The 17900-nt window shown below is 61.7% G+C and carries 18 protein-coding genes; 10 read left to right on the forward strand and 8 right to left on the reverse strand.

What is annotated here, in order from left to right; all coding sequences use genetic code 11:
* Positions 1 to 26: 26 nt before the first annotated feature.
* The 3 genes from GJR98_RS00290 to GJR98_RS00300 all read right to left on the reverse strand — a co-directional run bounded on the left by GJR98_RS00290 (position 27) and on the right by GJR98_RS00300 (position 2445).
* Positions 27 to 206 carry a hypothetical protein gene (locus GJR98_RS00290; protein WP_151134303.1) on the reverse strand — a complete coding sequence of 60 codons (180 nt, stop codon included), beginning with the start codon at positions 204 to 206 and terminating at the stop codon, positions 27 to 29.
* Between the two features lie 81 nt (positions 207 to 287).
* The gene (locus tag GJR98_RS00295; RefSeq protein WP_151134306.1) at positions 288 to 980 is read right to left on the reverse strand and encodes a hypothetical protein; all 693 of its coding nucleotides are present in this window, start codon (positions 978 to 980) and stop codon (positions 288 to 290) included.
* 61 nt (positions 981 to 1041) lie between these two features.
* The gene (locus GJR98_RS00300; protein ID WP_151134309.1) at positions 1042 to 2445 is read right to left on the reverse strand and encodes an MATE family efflux transporter; all 1404 of its coding nucleotides are present in this window, start codon (positions 2443 to 2445) and stop codon (positions 1042 to 1044) included.
* Between the two features lie 249 nt (positions 2446 to 2694).
* On the opposite strand from GJR98_RS00300, the gene GJR98_RS00305 reads away from it, so the two are divergent.
* Both GJR98_RS00305 and GJR98_RS00310 read left to right on the forward strand, forming a co-directional pair.
* Positions 2695 to 5217, forward strand: coding sequence for a DNA topoisomerase I (locus tag GJR98_RS00305; protein ID WP_151134312.1), 2523 nt, complete (start codon positions 2695 to 2697; stop codon positions 5215 to 5217).
* 107 nt (positions 5218 to 5324) lie between these two features.
* Positions 5325 to 6050: a phosphoglycerol geranylgeranyltransferase gene (locus GJR98_RS00310; RefSeq protein ID WP_151134315.1), complete on the forward strand. Its 726-nt coding sequence runs from the start codon at positions 5325 to 5327 to the stop codon at positions 6048 to 6050.
* A 123-nt stretch (positions 6051 to 6173) separates the two neighbouring features.
* Here GJR98_RS00310 and GJR98_RS00315 read toward each other — a convergent pair whose 3' ends face one another.
* Complete coding sequence (locus GJR98_RS00315) at positions 6174 to 6722, reverse strand: cupin domain-containing protein (RefSeq protein WP_151134318.1); 549 nt, start codon at positions 6720 to 6722, stop codon at positions 6174 to 6176.
* Between the two features lie 98 nt (positions 6723 to 6820).
* Between GJR98_RS00315 and aspS the strand changes: the two genes are divergently transcribed.
* Complete coding sequence (aspS, locus tag GJR98_RS00320) at positions 6821 to 8125, forward strand: aspartate--tRNA(Asn) ligase (RefSeq protein WP_151134321.1); 1305 nt, start codon at positions 6821 to 6823, stop codon at positions 8123 to 8125.
* 91 nt (positions 8126 to 8216) lie between these two features.
* On the opposite strand, the gene GJR98_RS00325 is transcribed toward aspS, so the two are convergent.
* Together GJR98_RS00325 and GJR98_RS00330 are read right to left on the reverse strand one after the other, a co-directional pair.
* Positions 8217 to 8741: a hypothetical protein gene (locus tag GJR98_RS00325; protein ID WP_151134324.1), complete on the reverse strand. Its 525-nt coding sequence runs from the start codon at positions 8739 to 8741 to the stop codon at positions 8217 to 8219.
* Positions 8742 to 9044 carry a UPF0175 family protein gene (locus tag GJR98_RS00330; RefSeq protein WP_151134327.1) on the reverse strand — a complete coding sequence of 101 codons (303 nt, stop codon included), beginning with the start codon at positions 9042 to 9044 and terminating at the stop codon, positions 8742 to 8744.
* 120 nt (positions 9045 to 9164) lie between these two features.
* Between GJR98_RS00330 and GJR98_RS00335 the strand changes: the two genes are divergently transcribed.
* The 3 genes from GJR98_RS00335 to GJR98_RS00345 all read left to right on the forward strand — a co-directional run bounded on the left by GJR98_RS00335 (position 9165) and on the right by GJR98_RS00345 (position 11331).
* Complete coding sequence (locus GJR98_RS00335) at positions 9165 to 9590, forward strand: SHOCT domain-containing protein (RefSeq protein WP_191965395.1); 426 nt, start codon at positions 9165 to 9167, stop codon at positions 9588 to 9590.
* Positions 9591 to 9680: 90 nt separating this feature from the next.
* Positions 9681 to 10514 (forward strand): pantoate kinase, encoded by an 834-nt coding sequence (locus GJR98_RS00340; RefSeq protein ID WP_151134330.1) that lies wholly within the window; start codon positions 9681 to 9683, stop codon positions 10512 to 10514.
* A gap of 67 nt (positions 10515 to 10581) precedes the next feature.
* A complete protein-coding gene (locus GJR98_RS00345; protein ID WP_151134334.1) occupies positions 10582 to 11331 on the forward strand; it encodes a 4-phosphopantoate--beta-alanine ligase in 750 nt (249 codons plus the stop codon).
* Here the strand turns inward: GJR98_RS00345 and GJR98_RS00350 are convergent.
* A complete protein-coding gene (locus tag GJR98_RS00350; protein WP_151134337.1) occupies positions 11328 to 12401 on the reverse strand; it encodes a molybdopterin-dependent oxidoreductase in 1074 nt (357 codons plus the stop codon). The genes GJR98_RS00345 and GJR98_RS00350 overlap by 4 nt on opposite strands.
* A 173-nt stretch (positions 12402 to 12574) precedes the next feature.
* Here GJR98_RS00350 and GJR98_RS00355 point away from each other — a divergent pair, with 173 nt between their 5' ends.
* A complete protein-coding gene (locus tag GJR98_RS00355; RefSeq protein WP_151134340.1) occupies positions 12575 to 13549 on the forward strand; it encodes an LLM class flavin-dependent oxidoreductase in 975 nt (324 codons plus the stop codon).
* Between the two features lie 96 nt (positions 13550 to 13645).
* Here GJR98_RS00355 and GJR98_RS00360 read toward each other — a convergent pair whose 3' ends face one another.
* Positions 13646 to 14623 (reverse strand): glutathione S-transferase family protein, encoded by a 978-nt coding sequence (locus tag GJR98_RS00360; RefSeq protein WP_151134343.1) that lies wholly within the window; start codon positions 14621 to 14623, stop codon positions 13646 to 13648.
* 209 nt (positions 14624 to 14832) lie between these two features.
* Here GJR98_RS00360 and GJR98_RS00365 point away from each other — a divergent pair, with 209 nt between their 5' ends.
* Genes GJR98_RS00365 through GJR98_RS00375 form a run of 3 tightly spaced genes read left to right on the forward strand, consistent with a single transcriptional unit; the run spans position 14833 to position 17891 of the window.
* Entirely contained in the window at positions 14833 to 15888 is a 1056-nt protein-coding gene (locus tag GJR98_RS00365; RefSeq protein ID WP_151134346.1) for a thiamine pyrophosphate-dependent dehydrogenase E1 component subunit alpha, read from the forward strand.
* Positions 15885 to 16895: an alpha-ketoacid dehydrogenase subunit beta gene (locus tag GJR98_RS00370; RefSeq protein WP_151134349.1), complete on the forward strand. Its 1011-nt coding sequence runs from the start codon at positions 15885 to 15887 to the stop codon at positions 16893 to 16895. The genes GJR98_RS00365 and GJR98_RS00370 overlap by 4 nt, the downstream gene beginning before the upstream one ends.
* Positions 16896 to 17891 (forward strand): NAD(+)/NADH kinase, encoded by a 996-nt coding sequence (locus tag GJR98_RS00375; RefSeq protein WP_151134352.1) that lies wholly within the window; start codon positions 16896 to 16898, stop codon positions 17889 to 17891.
* The last annotated feature ends 9 nt before the right edge of the window (positions 17892 to 17900 follow it).

Raw genomic sequence — 17900 nt, forward strand, 5'->3', positions numbered from 1 at the left:
GCTGTTTACTGTTCCGGAGAAGCCAGTTACGCCGTCTTGTGGCGGACGTACTGTTCGAACGTGACGAAGTCCGTAGAGCCGCAGGCCGCGCACTCGTCGGGGGCGCTGTAGTGGTACGTGTCGTCCTCGTGTCTCACTGTTCCGGCGTACACTATGTGGCAGTTAGTACAGACGTATCGCTCTGGGAGTTCTGGGGTGTGCGACATGGATATACAATGTACCTCAAAGTACATGATACTATGCTGTAAGGATGCTCCCGTTCGTGCCACAGTTCACCTCAGTTCGTCTCAGTTCGGATTCGAGTCGCGACCGAACAACATCGCCGCGCCGAAGACGACTGCGAACCACGTCAGTAGCTCCTCGAACTGGGCATTGTCATTCAGTGACTCGTGGACGCCCGACTGGTAGACGAGGTAGAACTCTCCATCGAGTTCGACGACACGTGCCCCGTCCTCACTCGGCCACAGTTCCTCGTCTGTGGTCACGGTACCTTCACGAACCGCTGTTACGGCCGCATCGGGGAACGAACTCGCTGGGTCTGCGACCGTTTCGAGCGCCGCTGCCGCAGACACTCGTTCGGTCCAGAGAACGTAGTGACCATCTTCCCACGTTGAGTTGTACGCGAACACTCGGCCGTCGTAGTAGGTGAGGTAGTTGTCCGCAGTGGAGAGGTGACCTGAACTGCTGTACTGGACGTTTGGATTGTCGACTTCGACGCGTCCGTTCAGTGTCGTCGCTTCGAGCGTGCAGTATCGAGATGGTCCGAGGTCGTAGAAACAAGCGAATCCAGCCACACCAGTGAACAGGTCGCGTCTGTCGTCCTCGTCCGGAATCACGAGGCGATTGTCTTCGACCACGATTTCTGTCGACTCGTAGGTGTAGTCGGGACCGGTCAGGTCCAGTGCTGGACCCCACAGCGGCGTCAAGACGAGGAAGACACCGAAGAGGATACGGCGCGTCTGGGGGGAGGGCAGTCGCATACTGTTGGACCACACTCGATTCGAAAAGTCGTTTCGGCTGTCAGTTCGAGGAAGGTGGTCGTCAGTCGTCACCCGCCGCTGGCGTCGGTTCGTGGTCCAACACACCTTCACGCCACGTCCCGGCACGGAACCACGCGACTGCGACGACGAACGACGCGACTGCACCGACGACGTACGCCCACCAGAGGCCCTCGACGCCCCACCCGAGACTCGAGACGGGGCCGACGAGTGGAAGCGTCACCGTCCACGAGAACGCGACGACGATGGCGACAGGGACGCGGAATATCCACCGTGAGAGGAACGAGAGTGCCATCGCGGCTTTCGTGATGCCAGCACCGCGGAACGCACCCTGAATAATCATCACGCCGCCGAAGAACGCCCACGACGGGGCGATGATTCGCAGGAACGTGACTCCTTCCTCGACGACGGCCTGTTCGCCGATGAACAGGCGCATGGCTTCGCCGGGGAACGCCACGACGAGACCGGCGGCGGTGAAGAGAATCCCCATCGTCGCAACCATCGCAGTCCACGTGACTGTCGCGGCACGGTCGGGCGTTCTGGCGCCAAGGTTCTGGCCAACACCTGTCGATGTGGCCTGTCCAACGGCGCCCGAGACAGTCCACGAGACGGACATCAGCCGAACACCGATTCCGTAGGCGGCAGTGGGTATCGGCCCGAATCGGGCGACGAACCCAGCCATCACGACTGCCGAGAAACTGCGGGCCCACCCGTCGAGTGTCGCCGGCGACCCGATATCGACGAGTTTCTTCAGTCGCACCGGGTCGGGGCGGAGGTCTTCGAGGTGGAGTTTGACCCCCCAGTCGCCGCGGAGCAGAATGTAGACCCCAACGGCTGTCGCAAACAGGCGGGCGATGAACGTCGCGATAGCCGCTCCGCGTGTTCCCATGCCGGTGATGGGACCCCATCCGAGGATGAGAATCGGGTCGAGGACGACGTTCAACCCCGCGGAGACGACCATGAGCCACATCGCAGTCTTGGTGTCGCCTGCACCCTGCAACGCCGCGCGGAACGCGAAGAAGAGGAACGTGAGTGGGAGCGAGAGGAAGATGACTTCGATGTACGCGAGCGCTTCCGTGTAGACCGCCCCCTGCGCACCGATGAGTTCCAGTAACGGCTGTCGAAAGAGGAATCCGAGCGTCGCGAGGGCGACGGAGACGGCGATCGTCAAGAGAATCGTCTGGCCGACGACGTGGTCGGCTTCTCTGTCCTCACCGGCACCGACGTGCTGCGAGACGAGTGCAATCGTCGCTGCGGTGATTCCCATGGCAGTCGAGACGAACATCCAACTCATGGGGAACATGAGCGAGACGGCGGCGACCGCGTCTGCGCCAACCCGCCCGACCCAGAACACGTCAGCGAGGTTGTACAGCGTCTGGAGGAGGTTGCCAGCGACGAGCGGCCACGAGAGGGCGAACAGTTTGGGGGCAATCGCCCCGTCTGTCATATCTATTCGCGATTCACTCGACACGTTCGGGAGTTGGAGTGAGTCGCGTTAAGAATGTGGGTCGCGGAACTGGAGGGAGACGTAGAACCGTGCAGTCGACTCCCTGCGTGGCGTGAGCGAGCGTATCAGTTACCTCTCGCGCGCGTAGCGCGCCCTCGCCCACACACCCGCACACGTGCGTTCTGAGGCTTCTACCCCTCGAATCCGCCCACGAAAGGTTTAGGACAGCGCCCGACATATCGCCGGGCAATGAGTCGTGGCCCCGACCTCATCATCACAGAGAAGGACAACGCCGCGAGACGTATCGCCGACATCTTGAGCGGCGAGACGGCCTCCGCAGAGCGAATGAACGGCGTGAACGTCTACAAGTGGGGCGGCAAGCGCTGTATCGGCCTGTCAGGTCACGTCGTCGGCGTTGACTTCCCACCGGAGTACAACGACTGGCGTGACGTCGAACCGGTCGAACTCATCAGCGCTCCCGTCGAGAAACACCCCACCCAAGAGAACATCGTCGCCGCCCTCCGCCGACTCGCCCGCCGTGCCGGGAGCGTCACCATCGCGACAGACTACGACCGCGAAGGTGAACTCATCGGCAAGGAGGCGTACGAACTCGTCCGCGAGGTGAACGAAGACGTCCCCGTCGACCGGGTTCGATTCTCCTCCATCACGAAACGCGAAGTGACGGAGGCGTTCGATAATCCCGACGACCTCGACTTCAACCTCGCCGCCGCCGGTGAAGCCCGCCAGATTATCGACCTCGTGTGGGGTGCCGCACTGACGCGGTTCCTCTCACTCTCTGCTCGCCAACTCGGAAACGACTTCATCTCGGTCGGCCGCGTGCAGGGGCCGACACTGAAGCTCATCGTCGACCGCGAGCGCGAAATCGAGGCGTTCGACCCCGAAGACTACTGGGAACTGTTCTCCAACCTGACGAAGGACGCCGATGGGGCCGCCGAATCCTTCGAAGCCCAGTACTTCTACATCGACGAGGACGGTACCGAAGCCGAGCGCATCTGGGACGGAGACGCCGCCGAATCCGCCTACGAGACACTGCTCGGCGTCGACACTGCCGAGGTCACGTCGGTCAAACGGCGCACGCGAACGGACACGCCCCCAGCGCCGTTCAACACCACGCAGTTCATCCGTGCCGCCGGGTCGATTGGCTACTCCGCCCAACGGGCGATGAGTATCGCAGAAGACCTCTACACCGCCGGTTACATCACCTATCCACGGACCGACAACACGGTCTACCCGGACGATTTGGACCCGCGCGAACTCCTCGGCGCGTTCGAAGGTGACCGCCGCTTCAAGGACGATGCGGAGTCTCTCCTCGAACAGGAAGAAATCGAACCGACCGAAGGCGACAACGAGACGACTGACCACCCGCCAATTCACCCGACTGGAGAACTGCCCTCCGCGTCGGACATCTCCGAAGACGAGTGGGACGTGTACGAACTCGTCGTCCGGCGCTTCTTCGCCACCGTCGCCGAAGACGCCGTGTGGGAACACCTCCGTGTCGTCGCCGAGGCCGCCGGCCTCTCGATGAAGGCGAACGGCAAGCGCCTCCTCGAACCCGGGTACCACGAGGTCTATCCGTACTTCAACTCCAGCGAGTCGTTCGTCCCCGACGTCGAAGAGGGCGAATCGCTCGCAGTTGCCGACACGCACCTCGACGCGAAGCAGACCCAACCGCCACGTCGCTACGGCCAGTCGCGCCTCATCGAGACGATGGAACAGATGGGTATCGGGACGAAGGCGACTCGGCACGACGTGATTCAGAAACTCTACGACCGTGGCTACATCGAGAGCGACCCGCCGCGCCCGACCCGTCTCGCGCGGGCCGTCGTGGAAGCCTCCGAAGACTTCGCGAAACTCATCGTGAGCGAGGAGATGACCTCGCAACTCGAATCCGACATGATGGCAATCGCCCGCGGCGAGGCCACCTTGGCGGACGTGACCGAAGAGTCCAAAGAGATTCTCCAGGACGTGTTCGAGGGGCTGATGGAGTCCCGCGAGGAACTCGGCAAGCAACTGCAGGACTCGTTGAAAGCCGACAAGACAGTCGGACCGTGTCCCGACTGCGGTGGCGACCTCGTCGTCAGAAAGAGTCGCCGCGGGTCGTACTTCATCGGGTGTGACTCGTACCCCGACTGTACATACACGCTCCCACTGCCATCGACGGGCAAACCGCTCATCATGGAAGAGACGTGTGACGAACACGACTTACACCACATCAAGATGCTCGCCGGGCGCAAGACGTTCGTCCACGGCTGTCCGCTCTGTAAGGCCGAAGAGGCCGACGAGGAAGAGGACATGGTCATCGGCACCTGTCCCGAGTGTGGCGAAGAACACGGCGGTGAGTTGGCTATCAAGCGCCTGCGCTCTGGCTCTCGTCTCGTTGGCTGTACCCGCTACCCGGACTGCGACTACTCGCTTCCGCTCCCGCGTCGCGGCGACATCGAGGTGACGGAGGACTCGTGTGACGAACACGACCTACCCGAACTTCGCATCACCTACGACGGTGACCGCGAACCGTGGGAGCTTGGCTGTCCCATCTGCAACTTCCGTGAGTATCAGGCCCAGCAGAACAGCGAGGGCGGGTCTGAGTTAGAGAGCATCAAAGGCATCGGCGCGAAGACCGCCGAGAAACTGAAAGAAGCAGGCTTCGAGGACGTGAAGACGCTAAAGTCGGCCGAACCCGACGACGTGGCCGAGAAGGTCGAAGGTGTGGGTGCTGACACGGTCCGGAAGTGGCAGTCTGCAGCGGACTGATTCCGGTTCCGACACCGCTGACCACCACAAAGATACGTGTCATCGCTGACACTGCCCTCCCAATTCATCCGCACGCTTTTTAGGCCCCCTCCGGCATAGAGCGACCAATGAGCTATCCGTGGGAAGACTGGGACCATATCACCAAAATCGACCCAGACAAAGACCTGGTGGACGGAGAGACGTTCGAAGACGTGTGTGAGACGGGCACCGACGCCCTCGAAATCGGTGGCACACTCGACATCACCGAAGAGAAGATGGAGCGCGTCATCGAAGCGACCGCGAAGTACGACGTGCCCATCTATCAGGAACCGTCGAACCCCGGCGTCGTCATCGACGACCCGGGCCTCGATGGCTATCTCATCCCAACGGTGTTCAACGCCAGTGACTCCTTCTGGATTACCGGCGCACACAAAGAGTGGGTCCGCATCGAAGACGGCCTCGACTGGGACCGCACCCACACCGAGGCGTACATCGTGATGAACCCCGATTCGTCCGTGGCCGAGTACACCGACGCCGACACCGACCAGACGGCCGAAGACGTCGCGTCCTTCGCCCGCGTCGCCGAGAAGATGTTCGGCCAGAAAATCGTCTACATCGAGTACTCCGGGACGTACGGTGACCCCGAGAAGGTCGGCGCCGCCCACGACGCCCTCGACGAGGCGACGCTGTTCTACGGCGGCGGCATCCACGACTACGACTCGGCGTACGAGATGGGCAAACACGCCGACGTCATCGTCGTCGGGAACCTCCTGCACGACGAAGGCGTCGATGCGGTCCGCGAAACCGTCGAAGGCGCGAAAGACGCGTCTGCGGAACTCGTCGGCGCAGAGTAACGCCACGACGAGACGACCACTCTCTGAGTCTCTCTTCTCGATTACGCCGCTTCGAAATCTGAACTGTCCATGTCTGCGGCGGAGTTGTCCCGTTTTCGTATATAAACATCACCTCGATTCGAGCTACTCCTCGTCAGTCGGTTCACCGTCCCAATAGCCGACTGCAGCGTCTCGCGGGAAGTACTCGTGGAGGGTCCGGTCGCTGGACTTGCCGCCGGGTGCAGACCCGCAAAAGACACCGACTTTGTCCGAATCGGGATAGACGCTCACGTCAGGATGGTTCATCGTCGAGAGCGCGAGATACCGAAGTGGTGCGTCGCCGTCGTTTTCGACCTGCCGAACGTAGTCGGCACCGGCTGGTAGTGCGACGTAGGTGTCGGGCCGCAATTCGAGATTGTCTGCGCCGTCACGTGTGTGGAGCGTGCCGCTTCCAGAGAGAACGTAGAGCGCCTCTTCGTTTCCCTCGTGGTAGTGCGTCGGCCACGGGCGCTTTCCAGGTGGGACTTCGTAGAGTGAACAGCCGAGTTCTCTGCCACCGGCGGCGGAACCGAGTTGCTTTCGACGAAAGGCAAACCGAGACCCGCGTTCAGCGTCGGCCCAGTCGAGGTCTGGTTCGTAGGCGGCGCGGGGGACGGCGGGCTCGTCGTCTGCTTGTGTCGGGTCGGATTCCATAGCGGACACAGACACCGCCAGACAAAGTAACATGGTACACAGTGACGCTCGAAGTCGAAACGACCGTATTTATCAGGAACGGTCGGCAAACACGTCGTATGCGAAACCGAACGTACACGGCCGACGCCGAACCCGGCGACACGGTCACCGTCGCCGGCTGGGTTCACGAGATTCGTGACCTCGGCGGTATCGCGTTCCTGATTCTCCGCGATACGACGGGCAAGATTCAGGTCAAATTCGAGAAAGACGAGATGGACGACGAACTCGTCGAGACGGGTCTGGGCGTCCACCGCGAGAGCGTCATCACCGTCACCGGTGAGGTCGCAGAAGAACCACGCGCACCCACGGGCGTCGAAGTCACGCCCGAGAGCCTCGAAGTCATCGCGGAAGCCGAAGCGCAACTCCCACTCGACCCGTCGGGTAAGGTCGACGCCGAGCTTTCGACGCGCCTCGACAACCGCACGCTCGACCTCCGCAAGGACGAAGTGAAGGCGATCTTCGAGATTCGCGCAGAAGTCCAGCGCGCCGTCCGCGACAAGTTCCGTGACCTCCGCGCTACCGAGATCAACACGCCGAAAATCGTCGCCACGGGGACCGAGGGCGGCACCGAGCTGTTCCCCATCACGTACTTCGGCAAAGAGGCGTTCATGAACCAGTCGCCGCAGCTGTTCAAGCAGCTGATGGTTGGCTCCGGTCTCGAACGCGTCTTCGAAGTCGGCCCAATCTTCCGTGCAGAAGAGCACAACACGCCGCGCCACCTGAACGAGGCGACCTCCATCGACTTCGAGTCGTCCTTCATCGACCACACCGAAGCGATGGACGTCTGTGAGGCCGTCGTCAAGGCCGCCTACGAGGCAGTCGAAGAGAACTGCCAGGACGAACTCGAAGCACTCGGCCTCGCCGAGGAGTTCGAAGCGCCGTCCGGCGAGTTCCCACGTCTCACCTACGAGGAAGCCATCCAGCGCATCAACGCGACGGGCGCACTCGACGAACAGCTCGTCTGGGGCGACGACCTGCCCACGGAAGGCGAGAAGGCACTCGGCGAGGACGTCGGCGAGCACTACTTCATCACCGACTGGCCGAGCGAAATCAAGCCGTTCTACATCAAGGACCACGACGACGACGAGACGCTCTCGACGGGCTTCGACATGATGCACCCGAACATGGAGCTCGTCTCCGGTGGCCAGCGTGAACACCGCTACGACCAGCTCGTCGCTGGCTTCGAACAGCAGGGCCTCGACCCCGACGCGTTCGAATACTACACGAAGATGTTCAAGTACGGTATGCCCCCGCACGCAGGCTTCGGCCTCGGCGGCGAGCGTCTCATCATGACGATGCTCGGACTGGGGAACATCCGCGAGGCAGTTCTGTTCCCACGCGACCGGCAGCGTCTGAGTCCTTAGACGAAGACCTGACGGACCAACGAGAGGAGCGTCAGCGACTCTCGTCAGGCCGGCAGCGTCTGTCGCCATAGGCGACGGAATTCAGACTCGACTATTCTTTCGAAGCCTCGTCGATGAGCCGATAGGCTGTCTCTCGAAGTTCGCCAGTCATGTGCAGTCCGTGTGAGTCGATTCGTCGAATGAGGTCTTTGGCTTCGTCTGGGTCCAGTCCTTCGTGGACGGCGCGGACGACGACTCCGACAGTTCCGGTGACGGTCGCACCAAGTCCTTCAGCGACGGTTCGGACACGCCGGTCGTCGGAGACGATGGCAATCTCTGTATCGATATCACGCTTCCACAGTACCGTCTCGATGAGCACAACGTCGCCACTTGGCGATTCTTCACCCAGTATCTGCTGCGCCTTTTGCCGATACTTCGGAATCCGGTCACGAACACCAGAGAGGCGAGCATCCTCAGGTTCCAACAGCGAATCGACGTTCGCCCGTGCTGGCTCCGTAGTTACCTCTTCGCGCACCGCTGTTGGAACGACGACATTACCGTCGAAATTCAACAACAACTCCAACTCCCCAACCGTCCCCAACGCTATCAGCGTCGAAGCGCCGACGTAGATATCCATCTACAAATCGAGCGCCGCGTCTGCTTCGCGTTCTACTTCCTCGGGCGACAACTGCGAGGTGAGGTTTCTATCTCGTGCAATTTCGAACCACTCTCCCAAACTCACGCCAGCCAGTCGTGCCGCTTGGTTGAGTGAAACGTCGCCAGATTGGTATCGCTCGATCGCGACACGAATCCGCAGTTCTCGAAGTCCCTCTCCGAGCGCTTTCCGAATCACCGTACTCCGGTCTTCGCCTAGCAGTTCCGCAACGTCCTCCAGTTCATCTCGTTCGTCGTCGGGGATGCGGGCACTGATAGACGGCATTTGTATACATTGTATTACTGCGTATTCGTATTTGAACATACGCACTGTCAGCGAAACAGTCGTTATCTCTCCGACGAGTTACAGTAGCATGCACGAGAGTGGTCGCCGAAGGAGGCCAGCGTGAGCGACACGAAGCGAATCGTCGACGACGTGGTAGACGACGACGATACCCCCCTCGAACAGATAGTCGCTGGTGCGGTCATGGCCCTCACCTTCCTCGTTGGATTCGGCCTGCTCGCACTCGGATACTGGTGGTTCTGGATTGTGTTCCCCATCGGATTCGCGGGCGTCCTTCCAGCCGCTATCGGTCTCGTGAAGCTCTACGAGTCACGCCGTCGCGAAGACGAATCGGAGTCGCACTCAGAAACCGAAGAGGCACTGGCGACGCTTCGCCGACGCTACGCGAACGGCGAACTCACAGAAGCGGAGTTCGAGGAGAAAGTCGAGCGACTGCTGGAGACCGAGACAGTCGCCGACGCCCGCACCACCGTTGCCGCGCGTCGTCAGCGAGAGACCGAGACTGACGTCGAGTTCGAGGACCGCTGAAGCAGAGTGCGTGAGTGGGTAGCGTACACTCGGGTCGCACAGAGAGACGAAACGCAACACCGTTAACCGACCCCCATCGTAGAAAGACCGATGAGCGACGACGCGACGGCATTCGTCCCCGGTCACATTACGGGCTTTTTCAGCGCCCATCCCGACGACGACCCGGCAATCGCTGGGTCGCGCGGCGCAGGCGTGACGCTCTCACACGGTGTCACCGTGACTGTCGAACCGGCGGCCGAGACCGTCGTCACCCTCGATGGAGAAACAATCACGATAGACCCCGTCTCGGGCGTCCTCCAGAAACTTGGCGTGACAGCGTCGGTCGACGCAGAAAGTGAGTTGCCGCTCGGGTCGGGCTTTGGTGTCTCCGGTGCGGTGGCGCTCGGAACGGCGCTCGCGGCCAACTCGGCCTTCTCCTGTGGCCACTCCGAGAACGAACTCGTCACGATGGCCCACGAGGCAGAAGTCACAGCAGGGACTGGGCTGGGCGACGTCGTGGCACAGGCCCGTGGTGGGATGCCCATCCGCGTCGAACCCGGCGGACCGGACCACGGGCGAATGGACGGCATCCCGGCGCGTCCACACATCGAGTACGTCACCTTCGGTGGCCTCTCGACGGCCGACATCCTCGGCGGCGATACGACCACGCTCACCGCCGCCGGCGAAACCGCACTCGACGCACTCGTTGAGCGACCGACGGTCGACCGATTCCTCAGTGAATCCCGACGATTCGCACGCGACGCCAACCTGCTCACCGACCGCGTCGAAACGGCAATCGAAGACGTACGAGACGCCGGCGGCAACGCGGCGATGGCGATGCTCGGTGAGACGGTGTTCGCCGTCGGAACCGGGCTTTCGGACGCTGGCTACGACCCCGAACGGTGCCGTGTTCACCCTGCTGGGGCGACACTGCAGAGCGACTGATTGTCGGTGCGAGTTCCGCGGCGGCGATGAGAAAACGTGTTACTCCCGGAGTGTCGACGCTGTTGCAATGAGCGACATCGAGATTCCCGAGAGCCACCCACGATATCAGTCGCTTCTCACCCGCCATCGAATCGAAGCAGGCGTCGAGAAGGGCATCACGAGTCAGCAAGGTCTCATCGCGCAGGGTCGCGGCGAGGCGTTCGACTACCTCCTCGGCGAGGAGACGATTCCCAGTGCTGACGACGCCGCGCGTGTCGCCGCGGCGCACCTGCTTCTCGCCGACCATCCCGTCATCTCCGTCAACGGGAACGTCGCCGCGCTCTGCCCCGAGGAAATCGTCGAACTCGCCGACGCAGTCGACGCAGACATCGAGGTGAACCTGTTCAACCGAACCGAAGCGCGAATGCAAGCCATCGTAGACCACCTCCGCGAACACGGCGCCGACGAGGTGAAAGGACTCACCGCAGATGGCCGGATTCCGAATATCGACCACAAACGCGCCAAAATCGACGCCGACGGTATCGGCAGTGCCGACGTGGTCGTCGTCCCACTCGAAGATGGTGACCGCGCGGAGGCTCTTGGTGCGATGGGGAAGACCGAAATCGTCGTCGACCTCAACCCGATGTCGCGGTCTGCACGGGCAGCCACGGTTCCCATCGTCGACAACATCATGCGCGCCGTCCCGAACATCACTGCGCACGCCAACGCCCTGAAGGACGCCTCACGCGAGGAACTCGAAGCCATCGTCGCCGAATTCGACGCCGAAGACGCACTCGAGGCGGCTGAGCGTGCGATTCGGTCGAGCGACGACACCTAACTGAACCCACTGACGAGAACGGCGAGCCACTGCGCCGAGTCGCGGTGTCGCCGCAGTTCCACCGTGTCTATCCACTTGACCCACTGGAACCCGCGTCGGTTCGGCGCGACGAGACGGAGCGGTGCCCCGTGGCCGTGCGAGAGTGGTTCGCCACCGACGTGGGTTGCAAGGAGCATCTCTCGGGCTTCTTCGATGGGGAACGACCACCGAAAGCCCGTCACCGACCGGACGGTGACCCACCGTGCTGACGAGTGAACGCCGGCGCTCGTGAGGATGTCACCGAGTCTGATACCGGTCCACGCTTGTTCTGTGTACCACCCGCTCGTACAGTCGAGGAGAACCGACTGCGTCTCGTCGGGGTCAAGGTCCGAGACACCGAGCGTGATGGGTCGCTCGACCAAGCCATCTATCGAGAGTCGCCACGTCTCGGTTTCGATTGGGTTGGGGTCGTCGGCGACCCAACTGGTGACCGGGAACGCCGCGTTTCCCTCACCCGGAGGGAGCGGCCGAGAGCCAGTAAACCGCCGTTTCACACCCTGGAACGAGCCGGCTGCCTCTGTCGCGCGGTACGCGGCCGCACCGAAGACGAGAAGTGCGCCGTACTGAAGCGCTCGGCGGCGACCCTCGAAGTCGGCCCGGCGAGGCATGTGGAACCGAGACCGAAGGTGGACGAGGAGTATCGGAACCACGAGGAGGCCGAATCCGATGTGGACGTTGAGGAGCGTCCAGAAGCCGACCCTGACGGTGACGCCGCTGACCCACGCGATGCCGGTTCCCAACGCTGCGAGTGCGACGAGAGCGAGGAGTATCGAAGTCGCCGTGTGCCGGTCGTAGAGACGCGAGTCGAGCACGCGGTAGCGGACTCGGTAGAGTTTGAACCCGACGAGTGCCACGAGCGTGAGTCCAGCGACACCGTGGAGGAGAAACAGCACCCCGTTCGCCGGGTGGCCAGCGCCGAGGCTCAACACACCCGACAGTGCCTCGAACATCACGAGGACGAGAATCGACCAGTCGACCGCTCGGGGCGGCGGTTCGACTCGTCTGAGTGCGCGGACGAACCGACTCTCCATGCGAGTAGATACCAACCCGACGAGGAAGTATCCGTCGCGGGGTCGAAACCCACGAGAAGCGTCGTCGGAATCGCGGTTTTGAGCGGGGTCGCGTGTCTGAGACGCCCGATGTGTTCGACAGTCGTCCCCCGATGGGCGGAGATGTTTTATGTCCCTGTTCAGACAGTGGGAGTATGCCGACCGGTCTTCTCGTTCCGGGGGATTACGACGATATCGCAGGGTTCGCAGAACGCGCAGAATCACTCGGATACGATTCGCTCTGGACGCCCGAACTGTGGGGCCGAGACGCGTTTGTCGCACTCACGGTCGCCGCACAACGGACGGAGACTATCGACCTTGGAACCGCCATCGTCAACGTCTACGGTCGCTCTCCTGCGACCCTTGCACAGGCAGCAGCGACACTCGCAGACGCCGCAGACGGACGCGTTCGGCTTGGGGTGGGGACGAGTACCGCCAAAGTTGTCGAAGACCTCCACGGCATGGCCTTCGACAATCCGCCACGACGACTCCACGAAACCATCGAACTCACGAAGTCGTTCCTCCAGGGCGACGGTCGAGTGAACTACGAGGGACGACTGTTTTCCGTCGCCGACTTTCCAGGACTCGACTGCGATATTCCGGTGTACGCTGCAGCACTCGGTGCTGCGAACCGACGTGCGACTGGACGAGTCGCCGACGGCTGGTTACCCCACAACATCCCCTTCGACCGACTCGCAGCGGCGTACGAGACCATCGTGGAAACCGCCCGAGCGGCAGGCCGTGAACCGAACGACATCACGGTGTCACCGTACGTGCCATGCGCGGTGAGCGACGATGCTGACGAGGCGTACGCGGCGATTCGGAACCACCTCGCGTACTATCTGGGAAGCAGTGACGGATACAAAAATGCGGCCGCGCTGGCGTTTCCGGAGCAGGCGGCCCAAGTCGCCGATGCGTGGCGCGACGGTGACCGTGACGCGGCCCGTGAAGCCGTCACCGACGAGATGATGACACAGTTGGCAATCGTCGGCCCGCCAGAGAAGGCCCGCACACAGTTCGAAGAACTGGCCGCTCGTGACGTCGTCGACGAGATAATCGTCTCGATTCCACTCGGTGCGAGCGACAGCCTTCGCGAGCAGACGATTGCCGAATTAGCACCTCACGAGTAGCGACTCTCGGTGATGAAGAAACGCAGTCATCTCGGGGAGAAAGGGGACGCGGTCACCTCCGATGGAAAGGTGACGCAATCACCCGGTTGGTGAGCCTCAGTCGTCGGCGAGGACTGGCGGAAGGTCCGCATCGAACCGATTTCGGTCGTGCGGTTCGGTGAAGTCGAGGTCGGGGCCGACTCCGTAGATACGCTTCGGGTTGATGTCGCCGTGACTGACGAAGTAGTGCCGGATGATGTGGTCCATGTTGACCGTCTCGGCGATGCCCGACAGTTGGTAGATGTCCTTCGTGTAGTTCCAGAGGTTGTCGTACTCGTGGATTCCCTTCTTGTTACACTTGAAGTGCGTGTGGTAGACGTGGTCGAACCGAATCAGCGTCACAAACATCGCGATGTCCGCCTCGGTGAGCACGTCGCCGGCGAGGAAGCGCTGGTCGTCGAGGACCGAGTCCCAGTGGTCGAGCGCGTCGAACAGTTCCTCGACGGCGTTCTCGTAGGCCTCCTGCGTCGTCGCGAATCCAGCGCGGTAGACGCCGTTGTTGACGGGTTCGTAAATCTCGTCGATGAGACGGTCGACGTCGTCTTCGTATCCCTCGGGGTTCAGGTCGACGTCGTTCTCGGCGAGGGGGTCGAACGCCTCGTTCAGCATCCGCATTATCTCTCGCGATTCGTTGTTCACGATGGTCTCACGTTCTGTGTCCCACAGGACAGGAACGGTGACGCGCCCGGTGAACTCGTCGTCGGCACGGAGGTAGACGTCGCGGAGGAACTCCTCACCGTAGAGCGGGTCTGGGTACTCTTCCGAGAACTCCCACCCGTCGTCGATACGGACCGGTTCGACGAGCGAGAGTGAGATGACGTCTTCGAGTCCTTTCAGTGCGCGCGTCATCGCGGTTCGGTGTGCCCACGGGCACGCACGGCAGATGTACAGGTGGTACCGTCCTGCTTCGACGGGGAACCGGTCGTCTTCGCCGACCCAGTTACGGAACGTCGTCGTCTGTCGTTCGAACTCTCCGTCTTCGTTGTTGGCGACGAACTTCTCTGTCGTCCACTCGCCCTCGTAGAGCATATTCATGCTACCACGACCTGGGTTGTTCGCATCACCGGCCGTAGGGGACTCACGAACAAAAGTAGACAGGCGACACGAGTGTAACCGGGTGACGACGGACACTGACGAGCGTGCTGACACTGAGCGTGAACGCCATAATGTCATCTAAATACTATTTATATTCTGTTACTTGGAGAAAGCATCATTAACGATGGTGCAAAATGTTGGTACACCACATGGTGGTAATTGACATAGAGACGGAAGATGGACAGCGTGAGGCCCTTCGTCGGATGCAGACTATTCGGTCATTTGACTCGAAGGCAGGCGACCTGTTTGCGGACGGTGAGCTTCCAGGATTCGTTCACCTCTACGTTGGTGAGGAGGCGGTCGGAGTCGGTGCGTGTTCGGCTCTCGAAGAGAACGACTATATTACCAGTACGCACCGAGGCCACGGCCACTGTATCGCGAAGGGACTCGACCCGAAGCAGATGATGTCCGAGCTCTACGGAAAATCCGGAGGCTACTGTAACGGCAAAGGTGGCTCGATGCACATCGCGGACGTCGACGCTGGGATGCTCGGTGCGAACGGCATCGTTGGGGCCGGCCCGCCGCTGGCGACAGGTGCTGCACTTACCGCACAGCTCAAAGGAGAAGACAAAGTCGCACTCGCATTCTTCGGTGACGGTGCAGTCGCACAGGGTCAGGTCCACGAGGCAATCAACATCGCAGCGACGTGGAACCTTCCGGCTATTTTCGTCGTCGAGAACAACCAGTACGGCGAGGCGACGCCGGTCGAAAAACAACACAACGTCCAGAACCTCAGTGAGACTGCAGAGGCGTACAATATCCCCGGTTTCACCGTCGACGGGATGGACATCACTGCGGTCTACGAGGCAGTCAAAGAAGCCCGCAAGCGCGCCGCAGACGGCCAGGGTCCGACGTTCATCGAAGCAGAGACGTACCGGTACCACGGCCACTTCGAAGGTGACCAGCAGGTGTACCGGACCCAAGAGGACGTCGATATCTGGAAGGACCGCGACGCAATTGAGACGTTCAAGACCCGACTCATCGACGCAGGTGTCATCACCGAAGATGAGTACGACGAGATGAAAGCCGAAATCGACGAGGAAATCGAGGATGCGGTAGCCGAGGCGAAAGAGGCACCGTACCCAGACCCGAGTGAGGCCTACGAAGACATGTTCAGTGCGACAGTGCCAGAGATTAGTCAGTTCTCGAGTCAGATGCGAGCAGATGGTGGACGTGGGCGGACTGATGGAGGTGAGGACCAATGAGTACCGACACCGCCTCCGGAACCGGTCCAGCAGACACCAAAGAGATGACCTTCCGGGAAGCGATTCGACTCGCCCTCCGTGAGGAACTCGAACGTGACGAGAACGTCTTCGTCATGGGCGAAGACGTCGGAAAGTTCGGCGGCGTCTACGAAGTTACCGGTGACCTCGTCGAGCAGTTCGGTGAGGAACGCCTCCGGGACACACCCATCAGCGAGGCCGGATTCATGGGTGCTGGCGTCGGTGCGGCGGCGACCGGAACACGGCCAGTCGTCGAAATCATGTTCTCGGACTTCATCGGCGTCTGCTCCGAGCAAATTATCAACCAGATGGCCAAGAACCGGTACATGTTCGGTGGGAAGACGGAGATGCCCATCACCGTCCGAACGACCGAAGGCGGCGGCAGTGGTGCCGCCAGCCAACACTCCGGGACGCTGCACACCTGGTTCGCCCACTTCCCCGGCGTTATGGCCGTCGCACCCGGCACGCCTGCGGCAGCCAAAGGCCTGTTGAAGTCGGCTATTCGGTCGAACGACCCGGTCATCTTCTTCGAGAACAAGGAGATATACGGCCAGACCGGCGAGGTCCCGCTCGACGAGGACTTCACCCTCCCAATCGGGGAGGCGAGTGTCGAACGCGAAGGCGAGGACGTGACCGTCGTCGCGACCCAGCGCATGGTCGGTGAATCGCTCGAACTCGCGGAAGAACTTGAGGGACAGGTCAGCGTCGAAGTCATCGACCCACGGTCGTTGTACCCACTCGACACGGACACGCTCGTCGAGAGCGTAAAGAAGACCGGCCGGCTCGTCATCGCTGATGAGAGCCCGCTGTCGTACGGGACGCACGCTGAGATCGGCATGCGCGTCATGGAGAACGCGTTCTTCAGCCTCGACGCACCCATCCAGCGTGTTGGTGTCGCCGACGTGCACATCCCCTTCAGCCCCGTGCTCGAAGATGAGGTCCTCCCGCACGCCTCGGACGTGGAAGCCGCAATCAACCGCATCGTATAAGTGGCGTCAACAGTCGGTCTCGTCGTCAACCCAGCCGCCGGACGCGACATCCGGCGGCTCACCGGCGGCGCCAGCGTCAGTAACAACTACGCGAAACGGCGCACAGCAGGGTGTGTACTCGCTGGGCTGACACTGGTCGACGACGTCGACGTGCTCGTGATGCCGGATAGCTCCGGCCTCGCGGACCGAATCGTCGACGACGCACCGTCAGAACTCGACGTTAGCTTCGTCGACATGCCGGTGACTGCATCCGGCCAAGATAGTCGCACTGCGGCCGCACACTTCGAAGAACACGCGGACGCCGTGGTCGTTCTCGGCGGTGACGGGACGACCCGAGACGTTGCCCACAACATCGGCGACGTCCCAGTCGTGAGTATCTCCACGGGGACGAACAACGTCGTCCCCACGCCAATCGATGGAACCGTCGCGGGTGAAGCCGCGGGCCTCGTCGCAACGGGACTCGTACCCGCAGACGAAGCGACGATTCGTCACGGAACTATCGAAGTCGACGTGGAGAGAGACACGGGAACGAGTAAGATTCGCGGCCTCGCAACGGTCGGCGTACTCGACCGTGCGTTCATCGGAACGAGGGCTATCCTCGAACCCGACGACATCATCGGCGGTGTCGTCTCGCGTGCGTCACCGGCAGAAATCGGTATCTCCGGTATCGCAGGCGGTCTCGTCACACATCGTCCAGACGAACCCGGTGGCGTCGGCTTCCGACTGGCCCATGATGGCTCGTCCGGAACACACGTCCGTGGGATTACCGTCCCCGGGACGCTCTCGGACGTTCAGGTCGCGGACTATCGGGTTCTCGACGACCGCGAGGCGTACACCTTCGAGGTCCCTCGCGGCGTCGTCAGCGTCGACGGCGAACGCGAGCACGAAGTGAAAGACGGCGTCGTCAACCTTCGACCGGTTTCGGATGGGCCGCGGCTCGTCCAGATAGAATCGGTCGTCGAACGAGCAGCCCACGAGGGCTACTTCCGCGCGTAAAAATTTTAC

The organism is Haloferax marinisediminis (assembly GCF_009674585.1).
GTDB classification, from domain to species: domain Archaea; phylum Halobacteriota; class Halobacteria; order Halobacteriales; family Haloferacaceae; genus Haloferax; species Haloferax marinisediminis.

Bases quoted from the DNA above. Each gene is read 5' to 3' on its own strand.
- GJR98_RS00290 (WP_151134303.1), bottom strand. From the start codon at position 206: ATGTCGCACACCCCAGAACTCCCAGAGCGATACGTCTGTACTAACTGC.
- GJR98_RS00295 (WP_151134306.1), bottom strand. From the start codon at position 980: ATGCGACTGCCCTCCCCCCAGACGCGCCGTATCCTCTTCGGTGTCTTC.
- GJR98_RS00300 (WP_151134309.1), bottom strand. From the start codon at position 2,445: ATGACAGACGGGGCGATTGCCCCCAAACTGTTCGCCCTCTCGTGGCCG.
- GJR98_RS00305 (WP_151134312.1), top strand. From the start codon at position 2,695: ATGAGTCGTGGCCCCGACCTCATCATCACAGAGAAGGACAACGCCGCG.
- GJR98_RS00310 (WP_151134315.1), top strand. From the start codon at position 5,325: ATGAGCTATCCGTGGGAAGACTGGGACCATATCACCAAAATCGACCCA.
- GJR98_RS00315 (WP_151134318.1), bottom strand. From the start codon at position 6,722: ATGGAATCCGACCCGACACAAGCAGACGACGAGCCCGCCGTCCCCCGC.
- aspS (WP_151134321.1), top strand. From the start codon at position 6,821: ATGCGAAACCGAACGTACACGGCCGACGCCGAACCCGGCGACACGGTC.
- GJR98_RS00325 (WP_151134324.1), bottom strand. From the start codon at position 8,741: ATGGATATCTACGTCGGCGCTTCGACGCTGATAGCGTTGGGGACGGTT.
- GJR98_RS00330 (WP_151134327.1), bottom strand. From the start codon at position 9,044: ATGCCGTCTATCAGTGCCCGCATCCCCGACGACGAACGAGATGAACTG.
- GJR98_RS00340 (WP_151134330.1), top strand. From the start codon at position 9,681: ATGAGCGACGACGCGACGGCATTCGTCCCCGGTCACATTACGGGCTTT.
- GJR98_RS00345 (WP_151134334.1), top strand. From the start codon at position 10,582: ATGAGCGACATCGAGATTCCCGAGAGCCACCCACGATATCAGTCGCTT.
- GJR98_RS00350 (WP_151134337.1), bottom strand. From the start codon at position 12,401: ATGGAGAGTCGGTTCGTCCGCGCACTCAGACGAGTCGAACCGCCGCCC.
- GJR98_RS00355 (WP_151134340.1), top strand. From the start codon at position 12,575: ATGCCGACCGGTCTTCTCGTTCCGGGGGATTACGACGATATCGCAGGG.
- GJR98_RS00360 (WP_151134343.1), bottom strand. From the start codon at position 14,623: ATGAATATGCTCTACGAGGGCGAGTGGACGACAGAGAAGTTCGTCGCC.
- GJR98_RS00365 (WP_151134346.1), top strand. From the start codon at position 14,833: ATGGTGGTAATTGACATAGAGACGGAAGATGGACAGCGTGAGGCCCTT.
- GJR98_RS00370 (WP_151134349.1), top strand. From the start codon at position 15,885: ATGAGTACCGACACCGCCTCCGGAACCGGTCCAGCAGACACCAAAGAG.